Source organism: Nocardioides zeicaulis, from assembly GCF_042432345.1.
Taxonomy (GTDB): Bacteria; Actinomycetota; Actinomycetes; order Propionibacteriales; family Nocardioidaceae; genus Nocardioides; species Nocardioides zeicaulis.
The window spans coordinates 223,883-243,831 of the sequence record NZ_JBHLXH010000003.1 but is presented as its reverse complement, the minus strand read 5'-3'; the positions used below and the strand labels follow the sequence as shown (position 1 = coordinate 243,831).

Annotated in this window: 17 protein-coding genes; 11 read left to right on the top strand and 6 right to left on the bottom strand. The window is 73.5% G+C overall.

What is annotated here, in order from left to right; all coding sequences use genetic code 11:
• The first annotated feature begins 61 nt into the window (after window positions 1-61).
• Entirely contained in the window at window positions 62-235 is a 174-nt protein-coding gene (locus ACFFJG_RS20070) for a hypothetical protein (protein WP_183079811.1), read from the top strand.
• Here ACFFJG_RS20070 and ACFFJG_RS20065 read toward each other — a convergent pair.
• The 3 genes from ACFFJG_RS20065 to ACFFJG_RS20055 are packed head-to-tail and all read right to left on the bottom strand — an operon-like array spanning window position 223 to window position 4,885.
• Window positions 223-1,356 (bottom strand): glycosyltransferase family 4 protein, encoded by a 1,134-nt coding sequence (locus ACFFJG_RS20065; protein WP_378520574.1) that lies wholly within the window; start codon window positions 1,354-1,356, stop codon window positions 223-225. The genes ACFFJG_RS20070 and ACFFJG_RS20065 overlap by 13 nt on opposite strands.
• Entirely contained in the window at window positions 1,353-3,389 is a 2,037-nt protein-coding gene (locus tag ACFFJG_RS20060) for a hypothetical protein (protein ID WP_378520573.1), read from the bottom strand. The genes ACFFJG_RS20065 and ACFFJG_RS20060 overlap by 4 nt, the downstream gene beginning before the upstream one ends.
• Window positions 3,390-3,391: 2 nt before the next feature.
• Window positions 3,392-4,885: a bifunctional glycosyltransferase/class I SAM-dependent methyltransferase gene (locus tag ACFFJG_RS20055; RefSeq protein ID WP_378520572.1), complete on the bottom strand. Its 1,494-nt coding sequence runs from the start codon at window positions 4,883-4,885 to the stop codon at window positions 3,392-3,394.
• Window positions 4,886-4,990: 105 nt separating this feature from the next.
• Between ACFFJG_RS20055 and ACFFJG_RS20050 the strand changes: the two genes are divergently transcribed.
• On the top strand, window positions 4,991-5,842 hold the full coding sequence (locus tag ACFFJG_RS20050) for a 2OG-Fe(II) oxygenase (RefSeq protein ID WP_378520571.1): 852 nt from the start codon (window positions 4,991-4,993) through the stop codon (window positions 5,840-5,842).
• On the opposite strand, the gene ACFFJG_RS20045 is transcribed toward ACFFJG_RS20050, so the two are convergent.
• Window positions 5,778-7,058 (bottom strand): acyltransferase family protein, encoded by a 1,281-nt coding sequence (locus ACFFJG_RS20045; protein ID WP_378520570.1) that lies wholly within the window; start codon window positions 7,056-7,058, stop codon window positions 5,778-5,780. The genes ACFFJG_RS20050 and ACFFJG_RS20045 overlap by 65 nt on opposite strands.
• Window positions 7,059-7,153: 95 nt before the next feature.
• On the opposite strand from ACFFJG_RS20045, the gene ACFFJG_RS20040 reads away from it, so the two are divergent.
• The 5 genes from ACFFJG_RS20040 to ACFFJG_RS20020 are packed head-to-tail and all read left to right on the top strand — an operon-like array spanning window position 7,154 to window position 12,828.
• Complete coding sequence (locus ACFFJG_RS20040; protein WP_378520569.1) at window positions 7,154-8,866, top strand: hypothetical protein; 1,713 nt, start codon at window positions 7,154-7,156, stop codon at window positions 8,864-8,866.
• Complete coding sequence (locus tag ACFFJG_RS20035) at window positions 8,863-9,234, top strand: hypothetical protein (RefSeq protein ID WP_378520568.1); 372 nt, start codon at window positions 8,863-8,865, stop codon at window positions 9,232-9,234. Before ACFFJG_RS20040 ends, ACFFJG_RS20035 begins: the two co-directional genes overlap by 4 nt.
• On the top strand, window positions 9,231-10,676 hold the full coding sequence (locus tag ACFFJG_RS20030) for an FAD-dependent oxidoreductase (protein WP_378520567.1): 1,446 nt from the start codon (window positions 9,231-9,233) through the stop codon (window positions 10,674-10,676). Before ACFFJG_RS20035 ends, ACFFJG_RS20030 begins: the two co-directional genes overlap by 4 nt.
• Window positions 10,676-11,755: an NAD-dependent epimerase/dehydratase family protein gene (locus tag ACFFJG_RS20025; RefSeq protein ID WP_378520566.1), complete on the top strand. Its 1,080-nt coding sequence runs from the start codon at window positions 10,676-10,678 to the stop codon at window positions 11,753-11,755. The genes ACFFJG_RS20030 and ACFFJG_RS20025 overlap by 1 nt, the downstream gene beginning before the upstream one ends.
• Window positions 11,752-12,828, top strand: coding sequence for an NAD-dependent epimerase/dehydratase family protein (locus ACFFJG_RS20020; protein WP_378520565.1), 1,077 nt, complete (start codon window positions 11,752-11,754; stop codon window positions 12,826-12,828). The genes ACFFJG_RS20025 and ACFFJG_RS20020 overlap by 4 nt, the downstream gene beginning before the upstream one ends.
• Here the strand turns inward: ACFFJG_RS20020 and ACFFJG_RS20015 are convergent.
• A complete protein-coding gene (locus tag ACFFJG_RS20015) occupies window positions 12,813-13,721 on the bottom strand; it encodes a decaprenyl-phosphate phosphoribosyltransferase (protein ID WP_378520564.1) in 909 nt (302 codons plus the stop codon). The genes ACFFJG_RS20020 and ACFFJG_RS20015 overlap by 16 nt on opposite strands.
• Window positions 13,722-13,820: 99 nt before the next feature.
• Here ACFFJG_RS20015 and ACFFJG_RS20010 point away from each other — a divergent pair, with 99 nt between their 5' ends.
• Genes ACFFJG_RS20010 through ACFFJG_RS19995 form a run of 4 tightly spaced genes read left to right on the top strand, consistent with a single transcriptional unit; the run spans window position 13,821 to window position 19,154 of the window.
• A complete protein-coding gene (locus tag ACFFJG_RS20010; RefSeq protein ID WP_378520563.1) occupies window positions 13,821-14,705 on the top strand; it encodes a PorA family protein in 885 nt (294 codons plus the stop codon).
• A 41-nt stretch (window positions 14,706-14,746) separates the two neighbouring features.
• The gene (locus ACFFJG_RS20005; RefSeq protein ID WP_378520562.1) at window positions 14,747-15,724 is read left to right on the top strand and encodes an AAA family ATPase; all 978 of its coding nucleotides are present in this window, start codon (window positions 14,747-14,749) and stop codon (window positions 15,722-15,724) included.
• A complete protein-coding gene (locus tag ACFFJG_RS20000) occupies window positions 15,721-16,914 on the top strand; it encodes a DUF58 domain-containing protein (protein ID WP_378520561.1) in 1,194 nt (397 codons plus the stop codon). The genes ACFFJG_RS20005 and ACFFJG_RS20000 overlap by 4 nt, the downstream gene beginning before the upstream one ends.
• The gene (locus ACFFJG_RS19995; RefSeq protein WP_378520560.1) at window positions 16,911-19,154 is read left to right on the top strand and encodes a transglutaminase TgpA family protein; all 2,244 of its coding nucleotides are present in this window, start codon (window positions 16,911-16,913) and stop codon (window positions 19,152-19,154) included. Before ACFFJG_RS20000 ends, ACFFJG_RS19995 begins: the two co-directional genes overlap by 4 nt.
• On the opposite strand, the gene ACFFJG_RS19990 is transcribed toward ACFFJG_RS19995, so the two are convergent.
• Window positions 19,089-19,910, bottom strand: coding sequence for a class I SAM-dependent methyltransferase (locus ACFFJG_RS19990; RefSeq protein WP_378520559.1), 822 nt, complete (start codon window positions 19,908-19,910; stop codon window positions 19,089-19,091). The two genes, ACFFJG_RS19995 and ACFFJG_RS19990, sit on opposite strands and share 66 nt — an antisense overlap.
• Window positions 19,911-19,949: the final 39 nt, after the last annotated feature.

Below are 19,949 nucleotides of genomic sequence, written 5' to 3'. Positions count from 1 at the left end.
GACGCGGACCCCGCGTTGATGTACCCTGACGCTCGGTAACTTCGGCAGAGGGAGACATTCAGTGAGCAGCACGGGCACCTCCGGTTCGGCAGTGGGCAGCTGGCTGACCCTGTTCCTCCCGATCCTCATCGGCTGCATCCTGGCTGCCATCGGTCTCTTCGGTCTCGTCTACAGCCAGACCACCGCGCCGGACAAGAACCCCGCCAGCCAGCAGATCCTCGTCTACGGCGACTGATCGCCCCGTGCTCCGGCCGCTGACCGGAGCACCTGCTCGGCCCGCTCGGCACACGCCTCCCAGGTCAGGCCTGCGGCGAGCTGCCGTGCCGACGCGCCGAGCGCGCGGCGCTGCTCCGGCGCCTGCAGGAGCTCCCGGGTGACGGCCACCATCGCGTCGAGGTCCTCGACGAGGCGGCCGCTCTCGCCGTCGCGGATCGACTCGGTGACCCCACCCGCGCTCGCGTAGGCGATGCTCGGCGTCCCCTGCGCGCCGGCCTCGGTGATCGCCAGGCACCAGCCCTCCTTCACCGAGGGCATCAGCATCACCCACGCGCGGGCGACGAGCTCGTCGCGCCTCGCGGTGTCGACGTGGCCGTGGAAGGTGACCCGGTCGGTGACGCCCTCGGCCGCCGCCGCGGCCTCGAGCTCGGCGCGCCACCACCCGTCGCCGACGACGTCGAGGTGCAGCCCGGGCAGGTCGTCGGCCAGCCGGCGCACCACCGTGAAGGCGTGCTCGATCTGCTTGTGCGGCACCAGCCGCGAGAGGACCACCAGCCGCGGGGTGGGCGACTCGGCCGGCGGGTGCTCGGGCGGTGCGGCCGCGAGGCCGTTGCGCACCACGGTGGTCCGCTCGGCCGGCACCCCCAGGGCCGCCAGGTCGCGGCGCGACGCCTCGGAGACCGTCAGGAAGCTCCGTCCGCGGTAGAGCAGCGGGACGGCCCGGCTCTCGACGAACCAGCCGACCCGGCCGGCGAGCCCGGGGTAGATGATGCGCCACTGCTCGGCGTGCACGTGGTGCACCAGCGCGACCACGCCGCGCCGTCGTACGAGCGGCGTGGCGAAGGGCAGGCCGTTGACCACGTCGACGACCACGTCGACGTCGTGGCGGTGCCGCACCAGCCACGCCAGGCCCCAGGGGTAGACGGAGAGCCGGCCGCCGAGGCGCCGCAGGCGTACGCCGTCGCGCACCTCGCGCCGGGCGGCGCCGGGGTGGCGGGCGCACAGCAACGTCACCTCGTGGCCGCGCCGGACCAGCTCGCGGCCCACCGACTCCACGAACACCTCCGAGCCGCCGCCGTCGGGGTGCGTGGTGTCGCGCCAGGACAGGAAGGCGATCCGCAGGGTGCCGGGGCGCGTCATCGCGCCGCTTCGGCCTCGCCGAGGACCTCCGTGCGCAGGCGCTCGCAGATGCGGGGCGGGAGGCTCTCGCCCCGCTCGGTCAGCACGTGCCTGGCCAGCGGGCGCGCCGCCCGGCTGGGCTGGAGCGTCGTGATGTCGACGGGGAGGTTGTCGAGGTCGTCGTCGCGGTAGGTCGACCTGAGGTAGCCGGCCCACCCGCCCGGCGTCGACCACACCTCGACCCAGCCGAAGCCGGTGAGGTCGGTGACGCCCACGTTGACGCGGTAGGGCGGGAGGACGTCGAACCACGGCGCGGCGAAGAAGCCGTTCTCGTCGCGCAGCAGCACCCGCGCCCGCCCGTCGCCGCTGGTCTCGAGGAGCACCTCGCGGTCGGGATCGGTCTCGATGTCGGCGATCGGCACGCGGCCGGCGGTCGCCCGCGGCGGCACCTCCACGCGCACGATGGCCTGGCGGCGCTCGACGAGCATCCAGTGGTCGGCGGTCGCGCCGGTGCTGTAGTAGAGCGCGTCGCAGTCGCCCTGGATGTAGAGCCGGTCGGGCCCGGCCGGCACCGGGGGCAGCCCCTCGCCCTCGTCGACGAGCGGTGCGAGGCGGGACCCGCTGACCGAGATCTGGGTGTCGACGTAGCGGTTGAGCTCCGGGCCCGCGGACGTCGTGGCCGACGCGGTGAAGCCCACGAGCAGCATCGCCGCCACGGAGTACGCCGTCCCGGTGGCGAGACCGCCGGCGAGGGCCGCCCGCAGCGCCGGTCCGCGCTCGACGACCCGGTCGACCAGCACGACGGTGGCCACCATGCCGCCGAGCACCAGCAGGGGGACGAACTCGCTGGTGTAGCGGAAGGCGATGTAGCCGTAGTTCAGCACGCCGGCAGGCACCACGAGCGCGGCGATCATCGGGACGCGCAGCAGCCGGCGCTCCAGCGATCGCCGGCCGAGGAGGAGCACCATCGCGGCGAGCGTCAGGAGGACGAGGGCCGGCATGAAGGCGGTCACGCTGCCCGAGCGGTAGGACTGGTCGAGCGTGGCGCCGGCGTAGGCCCGGGCTGCGTGCTCCGGCATCGTGACGAACGGGAAGTAGTCGACGAAGCGGATGCCGAGCGGGTCGAAGTAGCTCACGAGCGTGCTGGGCAGGAACTGCAGCCCGGTGATCGACCCGCCGTTGACCTCGAGCGCGAGCTGGCGCTGCGGGCTGATCCGGGTGAAGACCTGCTCCTGGAGGGGGAACATGTAGGGGTGGTCGAACTTGGCGTAGTTGTAGGCCGCCGCCACCAGGACCGGGGCGAGACCCACCCCGAGCAGCACCCAGCCCCACCGGCGTGACACGTGCAGCCGCCCGGTCAGCATCCACAGCCCGGCCAGCACGGCGCCGCCGCACATCGCCCACCCGCCGGTGGTGCGGGTGAGCGCGAGCGCCAGGAGCGTGACGAACAGCCAGGAGGCCGCGGGTCGCGTCGGCTGGACGAGCACGCGCAGGAGCCAGTAGAGCGCCGCGATCGACAGCGGCACCGCCCACGCGTAGACCTCGTGGAAGGCCCAGGGGAGCGAGGCGTCGAAGGTCAAGGTGGTGCCGCCGAGCGCCAGGGCCAGGAACGTCCCCGAGACCACGGCCTCGAAGCGGCCCACCGGCGCACCGTGCCGCAGCAGGTCGCGCACCAGCCAGAACAGCCGCAGGGTCATCACGACCATGAGGACGTAGGCGAGCAGCATCGAGAACACGGTGAGCTCGCCCTTGAGCCCGTCGGTGACCGCGAAGACCGGCACGCGCAGCAACGCCGGGAACGGCCCGAAGTACTGGAACTCCTGTCCGTCGTGGATGAAGCCCTCGATCCCCATCGAGCCCGGCGGCAGGTGGATGTCGCCGTTGAGGAAGGCCTGGGCCTGCACGTCGAAGAAGTCGGAGGCGTAGCGGGACTCGGTCCCGGTACGGGTCGGCTGCCACGACCATGCGAGGAGGGTCAGGACGTAGGCCAGCGACCCGACGACGACCCCGACGGTGCTGGACAGTCGGCGCCAGAGCCGGCTGCGGTCAGCCATCGTCAGTCTCGCTCCAGCCGGTAGAGGAACTGGTAGCCGAAGAGGGTGGGCCACACGCGCGTGGCGAACCGGTCGAGGCGGCTCATCAGCCGGAGGCCCCGCGAGGTGACGTCCTCGGCTCGGCCCCGGTCGAGCACGTCGATGGGGGAGCCGACGACGTCGCGCTCGACGACGTGCAGGTTGCTCCTGGCCACCAGGCGCTCGAAGCTGCGGCGGGTGAAGAAGCGGACGTGCCCCTCGTCGAGCGGACCGCGCGAGTCGTACGCGAAGGTGCCGCTCGCGGCGCGGAAGCGGGGGTACCAGTGGCCGAAGTTCGGCACCGACACCACGACCTCGCCGCCGGGCGCGAGGCGCTCCCCGAGCTCGTCGAGCAGGGTGGCCGGGTCGATGACGTGCTCCAGCACGTCACCGGCGACCACGACGTCGTAGGGGCCGTCGACCCCGGCGGGCAGGCCGCCGTTGAGGTCGGCCTGCACGAAGGAGTCGACGCGCGTCTCGACCCCGGGCTCCTGCACCAGGTCGGTGCCGGTGACGTGGTGGCCCTGCTCGCGCAGCAGCGAGGCGAACATGCCGTCGGCGCAGCCCACGTCGAGCACGCGGGCCCGGGAGCGGCGCCCGGTCCACCGCAGCAGCACGCCGTGGGAGGAGTGGGCGGAGGGCTTGAGCGGGTACGCGCTCTCCACGGCGGGCGCGACGCCGTCGGTCGAGGTGCCGAAGCCCATCGACCGGGCGCGGAACTTGACCACGTCGACCATGACGTCCTTGGCGTAGGCCATGCCGTTGACGCGGCAGATCTCGTCGCCGTAGTAGGTCGGGATCGGGACCTCGCGGATCCGCTTGCGGTGCGCGAGCAGCCCCAGGATGATCTCGGTGTCGAAGTCGAAGTCGTCGCTGTAGGTGTCGAGGGGCAGCTCGTCGAGCGCCTGCACGCGGTACGCGCGGTAGCCGCTGTGCCACTCGCTGAGCTCGAGCCCGGTCAGCTTGTTCTGGGCGGTCGACAGGATGCGGTTGCCGACGTACTTGTAGAGCGGCATGCCGCCGCGCAGCGCCGAGCCGGGCTGCATCATCCGCGAGCCGAACACCGCGTCGGCCTCGCCGCGAACCAGCGGCTCGACGAGCGACTCGATGTGCTCGGGGGCGTACTGCCCGTCGGCGTGCAGGAGGACCACGACGTCGAGGCCGTGGTCGATGGCCCACCGGTAGCCGGCCTTCTGGTTGCCGCCGTAGCCCAGGTTGGACTCGCGCGAGACCACGGTCATCGGCAGCCGGCCGCTGGCCTGGAACCGGACGCCCACCTCGTAGGTGCCGTCCTGGCTGGCGTCGTCGGCGACGAGGAGGTGGTCGGCCATCTCCACGAACGAGCGCGGGAGCCGGGCAAGGGTCTGGGCGAGCGTGGTCTCGGCGTTGTAGGCCACGACCAGGACACCCACCCGCGGATGGGGCACGGGCTCCGCGGGGGCGCCCGCGTCGACCTCGGGCGCGGGGGTGATGCTCATGACTTACTCCTCAGTAGCTAGCCGGCGGTGGCAGTGTAGGCACATCCCGCCTCGTCGTGGGCGAACCCCGCACCAGCCGTCCCACGGTGTGCGATAGTACCCGCCATGCAGCGTCTGAGCTTGGTGAACATGGAGAAGCTTCGCGACCAGATGGACGCGAAGTCGCAGGCCTACCGGACCGCCTCCCCGTTCCCCTACATCGTCCTCGACGACGTCCTCACCACCGACGCGTTCGGCCGGTGCGTGGAGGAGTTCCCGGGCATCGGCGACGAGTTCTGGAAGGGCTACCTCCACGTCAACGAGACCAAGTACTCCAACACGGTGCCCGACAGCTGGGGCTCGACCCTCAAGGCGGTCGCGGAGGAGTTCTGCTCCCCGGAGTTCGTGCAGTGGCTCGAGGACCTCACCGGCATCCCGGACCTGATGCCGGACTGGTCGATGGACGGCGGGGGCCTGCACCAGACGCTGCGCGGCGGCCACCTCAACATCCACGCCGACTTCACCACGCACCACGAGCACGACAGCTGGAAGCGCCAGGTCAACATCCTGCTCTACCTCAACGAGGAGTGGCGCGACGAGTGGGGCGGCAAGCTCGAGCTCTGGGACCAGCAGATGCGCTCGTGCCAGGCCACGGTGACGCCGGCCGGCAACCGGATGCTCGTGTTCACCACCTCGTTCGACAGCTTCCACGGCCACCCGGACGGCCTGGAGTGCCCCGACGACGTCGCCCGCCGGTCGATGGCCCTCTACTACTTCACCGAAGAGGTCAACCCCGAGCGCCGTTCCACCAACTACCAGGCGCGTCCGGAGGACGGCGCGGTGGCGAAGGCCGCCGTGTGGGCCGACCGGACCGCGCTGGCGCTCTACGACCGCGCCAAGCGCCGCCTCGGGCTCAGCGACGACTTCGCGCAGCGGGTGATGTCGAAGGCTGACCGGCTGCGTCCCAGACGGCGCTGAAGTCGACGGGGTCCACGCGGCGGGTGTCGTCGCGCGGAAGGTCCACCCGTGACCACCACCCGGCCGCCAGCAGGTGGCGGACCTGGCCCTCGACGAAGTACTCGCTGGCCGCGGCCAGCAGCAGCGCGAGCGGCCACGCGACGGCGACCCGCTGCCACGACTCCCAGTCGGCGCCGTGCGCGGAGACCTGGTTGAACACCGGGAAGTGCCACACGTAGACGCCCAGTGAGCGGCGTCCGAGGAAGGCGAGCGGACGGGCTCCGACCGTGCGGGCGACGGCCACCGGGACGGACGGTGCGACCGCCACGCCGGCCAGCAGCGCCATGAGCGTGAGGTCGAGGGCGACCCCGCCCCACCCGAAGTGCCAGGACTCGTCGAGGGTGACCCAGGCCAGGGGCACGAGCGCGAGGACCGAGACGACGACCACCGCGCGGGCGTGGGGCCGGACGTGCTCGAGCCACCCGGTCGCGGTCGCGGCACCGACGGCGGCACCGGCGAGGGCGGCGTCGGCGCGGGTCGTGGTGCGCAGGAGTGCGTAGAACTGGCCCTCCTCGACGAAGACGTGGTGGCGCCAGGCCCAGCAGGCCACGAGGAGCAGCAGGAGGACGACCACCAGCGTCGTGGCGTGCCGGCGCAGCACGTGGACGAGCAGCAGGACGGCCAGGAAGACCTGGAAGTCGACCGAGACGTACCAGAGGTGGCCGAGGTCCGGGCGGGCGAGTGCCACCTCGTCGAGGACGAACCAGTTCCAGCTGTGGGTGAGCACGTGCACGGCGGAGCGCCCGAGGTCGGTGCCCGGGTAGGTGTCGCCCCCGTCGAGGACGGTCACCGCGGCGACGGCGAGGAGCAGCACCGCCACCTGGGCGGTGAGGCGGACGTAGCGACGGGCCACCACGACCGGCGGGTTGATCCCGAGGTCGGCGCGGTCGCGGCGGCGCACGAGCGAGCGGGTGTAGAGGAAGGCGCCCACCGCGAAGAAGATGCTCACCGCGAGGTTCCCGCTGTCGAGCAGGGTGGCCACGACGGGGTTGGTGTCGTCGGTGACCGGGCTCCACAGGTAGTAGTGGTGCGAGAGGAACACCAGGATGATCGCCACGCCCCGCAGGCCGTCGAGGACGCCGATCCGCTCGCCGACGAGGGTCCTTCGCGACCTGCTCCCGGACCCGTGCCCGACCCCGCTCCCGACCGTGCTGTCGACCGTGCTCTCCGCCGTCACGGGGCGTGACTCTAGTACGGGCGGGGGAAGTCCTCCGGCGAACGCCCGCACCTGTTAGGTTGCAGCCCGCGTCGCACCGAACGGATGGGGGACACATGGACGACGACAGCGAGTGGAGCCGTCCCTCGCCTCGCCGGACCCCACGCTCGCTGCGCACCCGGCTGCCCGAGCTGGTGCTCGTCGCCGGCATCGCCGTGCAGACCCTCGTCCTGGTCTCGATGTCGCGTCGCCTGTGGTTCTTCGGCGACGACTGGGACTTCCTGCTCACCCGCGGCACGATCGACGGCGGGCCCGACCGCGGCCTCTGGGCCCCGCACAACGAGCACTGGTCGACGCTGATGGTGCTGCTGTTCCGGGCGATCTTCCCGTTCGCCGGGCTCCGCAGCTACCTCGCCTACAGCATCGTGCAGATCGTCATGCACGCCGTCGTCGTGCTCCTCGTCTTCTCGGTGTTGCGCCGCGTCGGGGTGTCGCGCTGGACCAGCGTGGTCACCGCGTGGTCGGTCCTGTTCCTCGGCGTGGCCACGGAGGCGCTGCTCTCCACCACGTCGATGAACCACACCGGGTCGACGATGTTCGCGCTGGCCGCACTGCGCTGGGCGATGGTCGAGGACCGCCGGCGCCGGCACCTCCCGGTGCTGTGGCTGCTCATGCTGCTGAGCCTCATGTTCTCGGCGACGGGCGTGCCGATGGTCGCCTTCGTCGCCTACTACCTCCTCTTCTCCCGGGGACCCCGCGCATTCGCGGTCGGGCTGAGCGTGCCGGTCGCGCTCTACCTCCTCTGGTACGCCACCGCGGGCCGCGGCGAGGCCCACGACTTCGTCAGCGCGTGGGACTACACCCGCTCCACCGAGTTCGTCTGGAGCGCGGTCGCGCACGCCTTCGACGGCGCGACCGGCCTCCCCGCCGGTGGCGCCGTGCTCGCCGTCGTGCTCGTCCTGGTCCCGCTGCTCGGCATCGACCGCGAGCTCCGCGACCCGCGCCTCGACACGCTGTGCTGGGCGGGGCTCGCGGGCTACGCCAGCCACATGATCCTGGTCGTCGCGCTGCGCCTGAGCTGGGGCTTCGAGGACGCGCTGGGCGGGCGCTACGCCTACGCGGCCTTCGTCTACCTGAGCCCGGCGCTGGCGGTCTGCCTCGGCGTGCTCGCCCGTCGGGTCGTGGCGCCGCTCACGCTGCTGGTGCCGCTCACCGGGCTGGTCCTCCTCGCCTACGCCCTGCAGGGGGCGAGCACCGCCCACGCCTACTACCAGGACCTCCACACCTTCACCCGGGTCTGGCCCGACCGGCTGCTCGGGGCCGGCCAGGCGGTCGACGCCGGCCAGGAACCGCTGACGCAGTCCACCGGCGACTGGGGCGGCCCCACCATCACCGCTGACCTCGTCACCTCGCCCGAGATCCGCGACGCCCTGCCGGACCGGCTCCCGTCGGGCAAGGGACGCGTCGACGCCGAGTCGATGTTCTTCGTGGGGGTGGGCCCCGACTCCTACGACCTCGCGGCGCCCACCGCCATGCTCGGGTGGTCGGGGTTCGGCTCGCCGCTCGACGCGTCGTCCGGCTGCCGCGCCTACGACACCGCCGGGTCCCTCGAGTTCTCGCTCGACGTGGACGAGGGCGGCTCCGAGGTGCGCCTGGAGGCGGACGAGCTCACCTCCGTGCGCACCCGCATCGAGCGGTTCGGCGTGGAGTCGTGGACCCGGGACTGGTCGGTCGACTCCGACGAGGTGGTGATCGGGTCGACCGCTGCGGCGTCCACGCTGATCGTCCAGGTCGAGGGGACCGGCCCCGTCCGGATCTGCGTGCCATGAGCCGGCTGGTGTCGACGTCCACGGCGCTCGCCGAGGAGATCATCGCGCGCGACCTCCCCGACGTGGGCCCAGAGCGCCGCGCGGCTGCCGTGCGCCAGGTCGGTCGCGCCGTGGCCGCCCTGCCCGACTCGGTGCGGCCGGGGGTCGCGATCGCCGGCCGGGCGGTGCTCGTCCGGCGACGCTGGGCGGGGGAGCGGTGGCTCGACACCGACCTCCCGGTCCTGCGCGAGTACGTCCGGCTCGTGCGCGGCCTCGCCCTCGCGGCGGCCTGCGAGGCGGCCGACCCCACCCTTGGTTCGGACACGGGCTCGGACACGGGCTCGGACACGGGCTCGACGACCGGCTCGGCGACCGGGGAGGGCCCGTGAGCCGCCGGGTCGACGCGGTGGTGGTCGGCTCGGGTCCGGGTGGCTCGGTCACCGCGGACGGGCTCGCCGCCGCGGGGCTCGACGTCCTCGTGCTCGAGGAGGGCCCACGGGTCGCCCCCGAGACGCAGGTCCAGTACTCCCTCGACCAGATGGCGGAGTCCTACCGCAACGCAGGTCTCACCGCGGCGCTCGGAGCGCCGACCATCGCCTACACCGAGGGGTGCGTGGTGGGCGGGGGCAGCGAGGTCAACTCCGGGCTCTACCATCGCCCGTCGGCCCAGCTGCTCGCCGACTGGACGCGGACGCACCGCATCGAGGACCTCGCCCCGGAGGCGTTGCTGCCCCACCACCGCCGGGTCGAGGAGTCGCTCGGGATCGACGACGACCTCGGCGCCGCGCACGGCGGCGGGGCCGGACGGCTGCTCCGCGACGGCGCCGACACGCTGGGCTGGCACGCGGTGCACGTGCCGCGGGCGGCCCGGGCGTCGGCCTCGGGCACCGTCGAGCGCCAGACGATGAGCCGCACCTACCTCGCCCGGGCCGAGCAGGGCGGTGTGGAGGTGCAGGACTCGACGCGGGTCGTGCGGGTCCTCCGGCGCGGTGCCCGGGCGGTCGGCGTCGAGGTCGTGCGTCGCGCCGGCGGCCGGGACGTGCGCGAGCTGCTCCACGCCGACGTGGTCTTCGTGTGCGGCGGCACCATCCAGACCCCGGCCCTCCTGCAGCGGTCGGGCTGGCGCCGGCACGTCGGGGGCAACCTCTCGGTGCACCCGACGGTGAAGGTGGTCGCCGAGCTGCCCGAGCACGTCGACGACCTCGGCGACCTGGGCGAGGTGGCGTCGGTGCAGGTGCGGGAGTTCGCGCCCTGGCTCAGCTTCGGGTCGTCGGCCAGCACCCACGCGATGGTCGCGCTGGCGCTGTCGGAGAACTGGGACTCCTTCGGACCCCAGCTCGAGCGGTGGCAGCGCCTCGGCGTCCACTACGCCGCGATCCAGACCACCGGACGGGGACGCGTCCAGGCGGTCCCGGGCCGTCGCGACCCCGTCGTCACCTATCGCCTGTCGGCCCTGGACCGCGCGCGGCTGCGGAGCGGGCTCGCCCGGCTGATGCACCTCCTCCTCGCCGGCGGCTCACCGCAGCTGCTGCCCGCGTTCTCCGGCGCCCGGGCGGTGACCGGTCGCGACGACGCCGTCTCCGTCGCCGAGGGCTTCCGGCCCACCCGCTCGAGCCTGATGACCGTCCACCTCGCCGGCACCGTCCCGATGGGGGAGGACCGCGACCGCTGCGGGGCCGACTCGTTCGGTGCGCTGCACGACGCCGAGCGGCTGTGGGTCAACGACGCGTCCCTCCTGCCCTGGGCCCCCGGCATCAACCCGCAGGGGACGTTGATGGCGATCGCCCACCGCAACGTCGCCCGTTTCCTCGCCGACCAAGGAGCCCGCTGATGCCGACCGACCGGCCGGAGAGCCTGCCGCCCCTGCTCGCCCCCCCGGGGATGACGGTCCTCACCGGTGCCGGCGGGTGGTTCGGCCAGGCCTACCTCCGTGCGCTCGCAGAGCCGGCACCACGCCACGGCCCGGTCGGACGGTCCGGGACGGTCCGCGCGCTCGTCCGGGACCCCGCCGAGGTGCCCGGCGTGCTGGCGGCCTTGCCGGGCTGCGAGGTGCACGTGGGCGACGTCGCCGACGAGGTCGTCGTCGCGCGCCTGCTCGACGGCGCCGACGGCGCGTCCGTCGTCCACGCGGCGGGGGTCATCCACCCCGAGCGGGTCGCCGACTTCGAGCGGGTCAACGTCGGGGGCACGCGCACGGTGCTGGACGCCGCGGCCCGGGCCGGCGCGCGTCGCGTCGTGCACGTGTCGTCCAACTCGCCCTTCGGCGTCAACGTCGCCGGCGACCGGTTCCGCCAGCACGAGCCCTACCGCCCGGTGCTGGGCTACGGCGGGTCGAAGATGCGCGGCGAGCAGGCGGCCCTCGCACGGCACGACCCCGACGGGCTCGAGACGGTGGTCGTGCGCCCGCCGTGGTTCCAGGGCCCCCACCTGCCCGAGCGGCAGGTGCGCTTCCTCCGCATGGTGCGCGCCGGCCGGTTCCCGGTCCCGGGGTCGGGCGAGCAGCAGCGCTCGGTCGTGCACGTCGACAACCTGGTCCAGGGCGTCGCGTTCGCCGAGCGCTGCCGCGACGCCGGCGGCCAGGCGTTCTGGGTCGCCGACCCCGAGCCGCTGCGGCTCGTCGACATCGTGTCCACCGTGCAGGACGCCTTCGAGGCGGAGGGGCTCACCGTGCGCCGCGGCCACGCCCGGCTGCCGGCCGCGGCATCGGCCCTCGCCGAGCGCGCCGACGCCTTCCTGCAGGCACGCGGACGCTACGTCTCCGAGCTCCACGTCATGGGGGAGCTCCGGCACTCCATCGCCTGTGACGTCAGCGCGACGCGCGACGTGCTGGGCTACGCGCCGCGGGTCGGCCTGCTCGACGGCACCCGCGAGGCGATCCGCTGGTGCCTGGCCCACGGCGTCGAGCTGTGAGCACCGGCGACGCGCCCCGTCGCGCCCTGGTGACCGGCGGCAGCGGCTACCTCGGCTCCGAGGTGGTCCGCCAGCTGGTCGCGGCCGGGGTGGACGTCCGCGTGCTCGACGTGGTGGACGATCCCGGCCGCCCGGCGTCCGCCGACCTCGTCGTGGGTGACATCCGCTCCTCCGCCGACGTCCGGTCGGCCCTCGACGGCGTCGACGTCGTGCTGCACAACGTCGCGCAGGTGCCCCTGGCCAAGGACCCGGAGCTCTTCGAGTCGGTCAACGTCGGCGGCACCGAGGTGCTGCTGCGGGCGTGCGCCGACGCGGGTGTGCGCAAGGTGGTGCACACCTCCTCGTCCGCGGTGTTCGGGGTGCCGCGGGCCAACCCCGTCACCCGCGACACCGAGCCCCGCCCGGCCGAGGCCTACGGCCGGGCCAAGCTCGACGCGGAGCACCTGTGTGCCGCGGCCGTCTCCCGCGGCCTCGACGTGAGCATCGTGCGTCCGCGCACCGTGGTGGGCCCGGGCCGGCTCGGCATCTTCGGCATCCTCTTCGACTGGATCGCCGACGGAGCGGCGGTCCCGGTCCTGGGTCGCGGCGACAACCGCTACCAGTTCGTCCACGCCCACGACATCGCGACCGCGTGCCTGCTCGCGGCGGCGCGCCCCGGACCGTCGGTCTACAACATCGGCTCCGAGTCGTTCGGCACGATGCGCGCGACGCTCGAGACGCTGTGCGCGCACGCCGGCACCGGGGCGCGCGTGGTCGGCCTGCCCAAGGCGGTCATGCGGCCGCTCGTCCAGGCCACCGGGCAGCTCGGGCTCTCACCGCTCGGCCCCTACCACTGGCTCATGTACGGCGAGTCGATGTGGTTCGACGTCGCCCCGGCGCGCGACGAGCTCGGGTGGCGCTCGCGGTACTCGACCGACGACGCGATGCGCGAGGCGTACGACTGGTTCCTCCAGCGCCGCGACCAGCCCGAGCAGGCGGGCACGTCGGTGCACCGCCGCTCGGCTCCCCAGGGCGTGCTGCGCATGGGCAAGCGCGCCAGTCGCGCGCTGCTCGTGCGTCAGCCGCGGGCGTAGACGGCCACCACGACCAGCGCCAGCCACGCGGCGCCGAAGAGCTGCAGCACCCGGTCGCCGAACGCGAGGTCCTCGGGCTCGCCCGCGGCACCGCTGTCGACGTCCATCGCGTAGCGAAGCACGCCGAGCACGAAGGGCACCATCGACCCCGCCGCCCACGGCATGTTCTCGCGGTCGGAGATCTCGAACGACCACAGGCCGTAGGACATCACCAGCACGGCCGCGCTCATCGTCCACACGAAGCGCAGGTAGGTCGCGGAGTAGCGCCTCAGCGACGTGCGGGTGACCGACTCGCCGGCTCCCATCAGGCTCACCTCTCCGTACCTCTTGCCCGCGGCGACGAAGAGCGAGCCGAACGCGGCGATGAGGAGGAACCACTGCGAGAGGGAGATGTCGTTGGCCGCGCCCCCGGCGATCGCGCGCAGCAGGAAGCCCGAGGCGATCAGGGCGATGTCGACGACCGGCTCGTGCTTGAGGCGCAGGCTGTAGGACACGTTGAGCCCGACGTAGCAGGCGTAGATGGCCAGGACCTGCCACCCGATGAGGGCGGTGAGGGCGAGGCCGGCGACGGCGAGCACGACAGAGAGGACCGTCGCCAGGCGCAGGGGCAGCGCCCCCGACGCCACGGCACGGTGGCGCTTCACCGGGTGGGCGCGGTCGAGCTCGACGTCGCAGACGTCGTTGAGCAGGTAGACCGCCGAGGACCCCAGGCAGAACGCCGCGCAGGTGAGCAGCGTGGCCCCGACGACACCCGGGCTGGCGACCTCCCCGGCGAAGACCGGAGCGGCCAGGACCAGGAGGTTCTTGGTCCACTGGCGAGGCCTCAGGGCGGACACGATCGCGCCGCCGCGACGCCCTCGCAGGAGCGGCTCCACGGGCCTCGTCTGGGTCACCGGACGAGGCTACACAGATGGGTTGATCGGTTCCCTACCAATGAGTCACTTCGCTGCTAGAGTTCCCCCGACCTAAGCACTGACCAGGAGGAAATCGGTATGCGTAAAGGCTTCGGCATCGGCTTGTCGGTGCTGGGTGGATTCTTGGTCACCCTCGCCATCCTGGCCCAGTTCTGGGCCCCCGGGCGCCTGATGAAGACCCCCCTGGACACCGACAGCCTGACGCTGCTGGACGGCACCGCGGAGCTCTCGGACGGCACCGGCGGCACCACCTCCTTCCCGGTCAAGGCCTTCAGCGTGACCCGTGCCGACAGCGAGCGGTCCGACTCCGACGTCATCGTCTTCCAGAACTCCAGCTGCCTGGTCAAGGACGAGGGCGAGATCGACGAGTGCGTCAGCGCCGACGACCCGCAGGAGCGGCTGGTCTCGGCCAGCACCGACAACTTCGCCACGAACCGCCGCACCGCGATGGCCGTCGACGACCCGAAGTACCTGCCGCCGAGCGCCGAGCCCAAGCAGGGCCTGGTCAACAAGTGGCCCTTCGAGGCCGAGAAGAAGACCTACGAGTACTGGGACGGCTACGCCGGCCAGCCGGTCGACGCCACCTACGACCGCACCGAGTCGGTCGACGGCCTCGAGACCTACGTCTACAAGATCGAGGTCTCGGACGCCCCGATCGAGCTCAGCGACGGCATCCAGGGCACCTACTCGGTGGACCGCGAGATCTGGATCGACCCGACCACCGGCGCGATCATCAACCAGTCGGAGCACCAGGAGCGCGTCGACGACGAGGGCAACCCGTTCCTCATCCTCGACTACGGCTTCACCGACGACCAGGTCGCCGGCAACGCCGACGACGCCAAGTCCAACGCCGGTGCGCTCGACCTGGTGACCAAGACCGTGCCGCTCGTCGGCTGGATCGTCGGCATCCCGGCGCTGCTCATCGGGATCGCCCTGCAGCTGATGCGCCGCCGCACCGCCTGAGCCACCCCCCGTACGACCTCGAGAGGCGGCTCGACCCCCGCATGTCCGACATCGCGACCGTCCACACCGACGACGTCCGGTGGTACTCCGACACCTTCGACCGCGCCGTGCGCAACGTCGAGTCGGCGGTGCTCGGCAAGCGGCACGTCGTGCGCCTCGCCATGGCCTGCATGGTGTCGGGCGGGCACCTCCTGCTGGAGGACCTGCCCGGCACCGGCAAGACCATGCTCGCCCGGGCCGTGGCCAGGTCGGTGGACTGCTCCTTCGCACGGATCCAGTTCACCCCCGACCTGCTGCCCTCCGACGTGACGGGCGTGACCGTCTACGACCAGGCCCACGGCGAGTTCTCCTTCCACCCCGGCCCGATCTTCCACAGCGTGGTGCTCGCCGACGAGATCAACCGGGCCTCGCCGAAGACCCAGTCGGCGCTGCTGGAGGTGATGGAGGAGGGACACGTCACCGTCGACGGCCGGACCCACGACGTGGGCCGGCCCTTCATGGTGATCGCGACGCAGAACCCGATCGAGCAGGCCGGCACCTACCAGCTGCCCGAGGCCCAGCTCGACCGCTTCCTCATGCGCACCAGCGTCGGCCACCCCGACGCGGAGTCCACCGAGGCCCTGCTCGCCGAGTCGCGGGTGCGTGACCGCGCCGCTGGCCTGCAGCCGGTCGTCACCGCGAGCGAGGTCCAGCAGATGGGCCAGCTGGCCGACCTCGTCCACGTCGACCGGTCCCTCATCGCCTACGTCCGCCGCCTCGCCGAGGCCTCGCGCGAGGTCCCCGACGTCCGCATCGGGCTGTCCACCCGCGGGGCGCTGGCGTGGGTCCGCACGGCGAAGGCCTGGGCGCTGGCCGAGGGCCGCGGCCACGTCGTGCCGGAGGACATCGCCACGCTCGCCCACCCCGTGCTCGTGCACCGGATCGTGATGGCCTCGGGCGCGGCCTTCGGCGGCCTCACCCCGGACCAGGTCATCGACGACCTGCTCGCGCAGGTCCCGGTGCCGCGCAGCGGCTCGTGAGCCGTGCCGGTCGCCTCGGGCCGCTGGCGCGGGGTGCGCGCCGGCTGCCGGGCCTGCTGACCCCGCTGGGGCGCGGCGTCCTGGCGCTCGGCGTCCTCGCGCTCGGGACCGCCGTCCTGCTCAACTGGCAGGAGTTCGTGCAGCTGGGCGTGGTCGCCCTCGTCCTGGTCGCCCTCGGCCTGCTGTGGCAGGGGCTGCCCGGAGAGCCGGCGACCGGGCTGGTGCTGCGTCCCAGCAGGCTGGTCGAGGGTGGGTCCACCGCCACCGCGACGATCCGGTTGAGGGCCGGCGCCACCCCGATGCTCTTCCCGCGGCTCGTCGTGCCGGTCGGGCACCGCGAGGTCGGCCTGCGGCTGCCGTTCACCGCCCCGTTCTCCGAGCACACCGCGTCGGTGGCGCTGCCGGCGCTCCCGCGGGGGGTGCACCGCGTCGGGCCCGTGGCCCACGACAAGGCCGACCCCGTCGGCCTGGTCAGCAGGCGGGTCTCGACCGGGTCGGCGGCCGAGCTCTTCGTCGCGCCGCGGGTGGTCGACCTGGCGGTGTTCGCGGGCGGTCTCACCAACGACCTCGACGGCGCGACCAGCCAGCAGCTCTCGATGAGCGACCTGGCCTTCCACGCGCTGCGCGAGTACGTCCCCGGCGACGACCTGCGCCACGTGCACTGGCGCAGCTCGGCCAAGGCGGGGGAGCTGCTGGTGCGGCAGTACCACGAGACGCGCCGCGGCCACGTGACGATCCTGCTCGACGACCGGGTCGCGTCCTACCGCCGTCCGGGCGACTTCGAGCTGGCCGTCTCGGTGGCCGCCTCGATCGCGCTGCGGGCGGTCCGCGACGACTTCGACACCTACCTGCGCTGCGGACCCCACGTGGCGCGCGGGCGCGACGCGGCGGCGATGACCGACGCGACGTGCCGCTTCGTCACCGACACGGCCGACCACTACCTCGCGCTCTCCGCGGAGTCCGCGGGGGCCGTCACCGGCACCGGGCTCCTCGTGCAGGTCACGGGCGCGGCGCGCGACGTCGTGGAGCTGCACGCCGTCGCGGCGCACTTCGGCCAGGGCGTGGAGTGGATGGTGGTGCGGGCCGACGGAGCAGGCACCGCCTCGATCGACGACTCGTCCCTCGCCCGCCAGCTGACCGTCCCCGAGCTGGGCCTGCTGCCCGAGCTGCTCGCCAGGGGCCGTCGGTGAGGGCCGCACCGGCCGGCGCCGGGGCGAGCCTCGCCGACGCCGCGGTCACCCTCGGCTCGATCGCGCTCGTGCTCACGCTGCTCGACGAGAGCTTCTGGTCGCGCGACTACCTGGTCGCCGGCCTGGTGCCGGTCGTCTTCCTCCTCGCCCTCGCCTGGCTCGCACGCCGCTCGCCGGAGGGCGTGTGGCTCTACCTGCTGGGAGCCGTGGTGGCCTACGCGCCGCTGGGTGCGCTCGCGGCGCTGCGCCGACCGGGTCCGTGGATCGTGCCGGGCCTCGACACGATGAACCGGGTGCTCGGCGACACGTGGGCCGCGCCGCGCCTGTTCGTCAGCACCCTGCCGCCGGTCGACGCGTCCGGCAGCGTGATGCTCCTGCCCTACGCCCTGGGCTTCCTCACCGCCCTGCCCGCGGCGTGGCTGGCGCTCGGCACGCGACGTCCGCTGGCGCCCGGCGTGGCGGTGCTCGCCGGCCTCGCCGCGACCATCCCGCTCGCCGTCCTCGTGCCCGACCACTACGTCCTGCGGGGCGTCGTGCTCACAGTCGTGCTCGTCGTCTGGGCCGCCGTCCGCTCCCGCCGCAACGAGTCCCTGCAGTCGCTGGGCGGCGCGACGCGGAGCGGGATCGTCGCCACCCTCGTCGCCGCCGTCCTGGTGGCGGGGGTCTCCGGACTGGTCGGGCTCCTGGCGAGCGACGACGACCAGACCGACCGGATCCGGCTGGAGCCGGCGGGCGCGGCGGTGGCCTCGGACGCGCTCGACTCGCTCGTGACACCCTCGGCCGGGCGCGCCGAGCTGCTCAAGGTGATCGGCGTGCCCGACGGCGAGCGCATCCGCTTCGGGGCCCTCGACACCTACGACGGCCAGGCGTGGGTCCCGGCCGACCAGTCGCCGGGCGCGGGACCCGCAGGGTCGTTCCGCCGGCTCTCCGAGCAGGTCGCGCCGCTGCACCCCGGACGCGAGGTGGGGGTCCGGGTGCAGGTCCGTCCGGCCTACGTCAGCGACTGGCTGCCCACCTTCGGTGAGCTGACGTCGCTCCGCCTCGAGTCGACCGACGGGAGGACCCAGCTGGCGGACGTCCGCTACAACCAGGCGTCGTCGAGCGCGCTCGTGCAGGGCGGGGTCAACCCGCGCGACGACTACACCTTCACCGCGGTCCCGCCGCCGGGGCTGCGGGAGGGCGACCCGACGATGGAGCCCACCGACGACCAGCGCCAGCCCGAGGGCGCGTTCCTCGACCAGTTCCTCGAGCCCTTCGACCGCGCCGAGCTCGCCCCGCTCCGGCGGGTGCTGCTGATGGCGCGCTACCTGCGGCTCAACGGAGAGGTACGGCTCAGCGGCACCTCCTCGCAGGACCCCGTCGACCTCGGCCTGCGCCTCATGGGCGCGCGCCACATCGTCGCCACGCCCTTCCAGTACTCCGCGGTGACGGCGCTCGCCGCCTCCAGGCTCGGCGTGCCGGCGCGCGTCGTCGTCGGCGCGGCTCCGGGTCGCGGCGGCAGGGTCTCGCAGTCCGACGTGCTGTCGTGGGTCGAGCTCCAGTTCGCCGACGGCACCTGGCGCACCCTCGAGCCCAGCCGCTACACCGGCGTCCACCCCTACACCGAGGACGAGAGCGACGACGTGGTGAGCGCCGGCGCGTGGGTGACCCGCGAGCTGGAGATCGACGAGGACGAGGTCAAGATCCCGAAGGGTGCCGACATCGACCTGCCGGCCGACGCGGTGATCGAGGAGAGGCGCGGACCGTGGGAGACGGCCGGGCTCGGGCTGGCCGCGGCGGGCGGGCTGGTGCTCCTGGCCTGGGCGGCGGTCCCGGCGGCGAAGGCCGTGCGCCGTCGGCGGCGGGCGTCGGCGGGCTCGCCGGCCCTCCACGTGCACGCCTGGCAGGAGGTCCTCGACACCGCCCGTGACCTCGGCTCGCCGGTGCCGGAGGGGTGGAGCCGGCTGGCGCAGGCACGGTCGCTCGGTGTCGACCCCGCGCTGGCCAGACGGGCCGACGGCGTGGTCTTCGCGCCCGTCCCGGCACCCGAGGAGGAGGCCCGGCGCTACTGGGCCGACTGCGCGGAGGCGCGGGCGATCCTGCTGGACCAGGCCGGCCCCCGGCGACGGCTGTGGTCCCACCTCAACCCGGCGTCGCTGCTCGCCGGGCGGGCGCGCCGCCGGGCGGCGCGGGCCTCAGGGTCGCGCGGCGTGGGCGACGAAGATCGCCGTGCCCGGCGTCAGCCGTCCCCGCAGGCGTGACCAGCCGCCCCAGACACGGTCGTGGTGCTCGGGCCACTCCGGCTCGACCAGGTCGGTGAGCCCGAGGCCGTGCGCGGTCAGCAGCCGGACCCAGTCGCCGAGGGTGCGGTGGTGCTCCACGTAGGACACGACACCGCTCGCGTCGTCGACCTCGACGTAGGGGGTGCGGTCCCAGTAGGACTGCGTGGCGGTGAGCCCGGGCTCACCGGGGTCGTCGGGGAACATCCACCGGGTCGGGTGGGTCACGGAGAACGCGAAGCGCCCGCCCGGTCGCAGGACGCGTGCGACCTCGGCCACCGCGTCGTCGATGTCGCTGACGAACTGCAGCGCCCCGAACGAGCAGAACACGACGTCGAACGACGCGGTCGCGAAGGGGAGGGCGGTCGCGGTGGCGCGGACGGACGGCACGCTCGTCCCGGTCTCGGCGTCGAGGCGGAGCGAGTGCTGGAGCTGGCGGTGCGACAGGTCGAGGCCGTACGAGCGGCCGCCGTGGGTGCGGACCCAGCGCGAGCACTGCCCGGCGCCGCTGCCGACCTCGAGCACGTCGAGCCCGGCGACGTCGCCGAGGACCCGGAGCTCGTCCTCGGTGTGGCCCTCGGGGCCCCAGACGAAGCCGGCGTCGCCGAGGAACGCCCCGTGGGTCGCCTGGTACTCGTCGGCGTACCTGTCCCAGTCGGGGCCGTTGGCCCGGCGCGACTCGGACTCGGTGACCGGCCGCCGCTCGACACGGACGGACTGGGGCAGGTGGTCCTCCACGGCACGAGGGTAGTCAGGTGGGGCACCGGGCCACGACGC

Bases quoted from the DNA above. Each gene is read 5' to 3' on its own strand.
- ACFFJG_RS20010 (WP_378520563.1), top strand. From the start codon at position 13,821: ATGCGTAAAGGCTTCGGCATCGGCTTGTCGGTGCTGGGTGGATTCTTG.
- ACFFJG_RS20040 (WP_378520569.1), top strand. From the start codon at position 7,154: ATGGACGACGACAGCGAGTGGAGCCGTCCCTCGCCTCGCCGGACCCCA.
- ACFFJG_RS20035 (WP_378520568.1), top strand. From the start codon at position 8,863: ATGAGCCGGCTGGTGTCGACGTCCACGGCGCTCGCCGAGGAGATCATC.
- ACFFJG_RS20060 (WP_378520573.1), bottom strand. From the start codon at position 3,389: ATGGCTGACCGCAGCCGGCTCTGGCGCCGACTGTCCAGCACCGTCGGG.
- ACFFJG_RS20050 (WP_378520571.1), top strand. From the start codon at position 4,991: ATGCAGCGTCTGAGCTTGGTGAACATGGAGAAGCTTCGCGACCAGATG.
- ACFFJG_RS20005 (WP_378520562.1), top strand. From the start codon at position 14,747: ATGTCCGACATCGCGACCGTCCACACCGACGACGTCCGGTGGTACTCC.
- ACFFJG_RS20025 (WP_378520566.1), top strand. From the start codon at position 10,676: ATGCCGACCGACCGGCCGGAGAGCCTGCCGCCCCTGCTCGCCCCCCCG.
- ACFFJG_RS20055 (WP_378520572.1), bottom strand. From the start codon at position 4,885: ATGAGCATCACCCCCGCGCCCGAGGTCGACGCGGGCGCCCCCGCGGAG.
- ACFFJG_RS20065 (WP_378520574.1), bottom strand. From the start codon at position 1,356: ATGACGCGCCCCGGCACCCTGCGGATCGCCTTCCTGTCCTGGCGCGAC.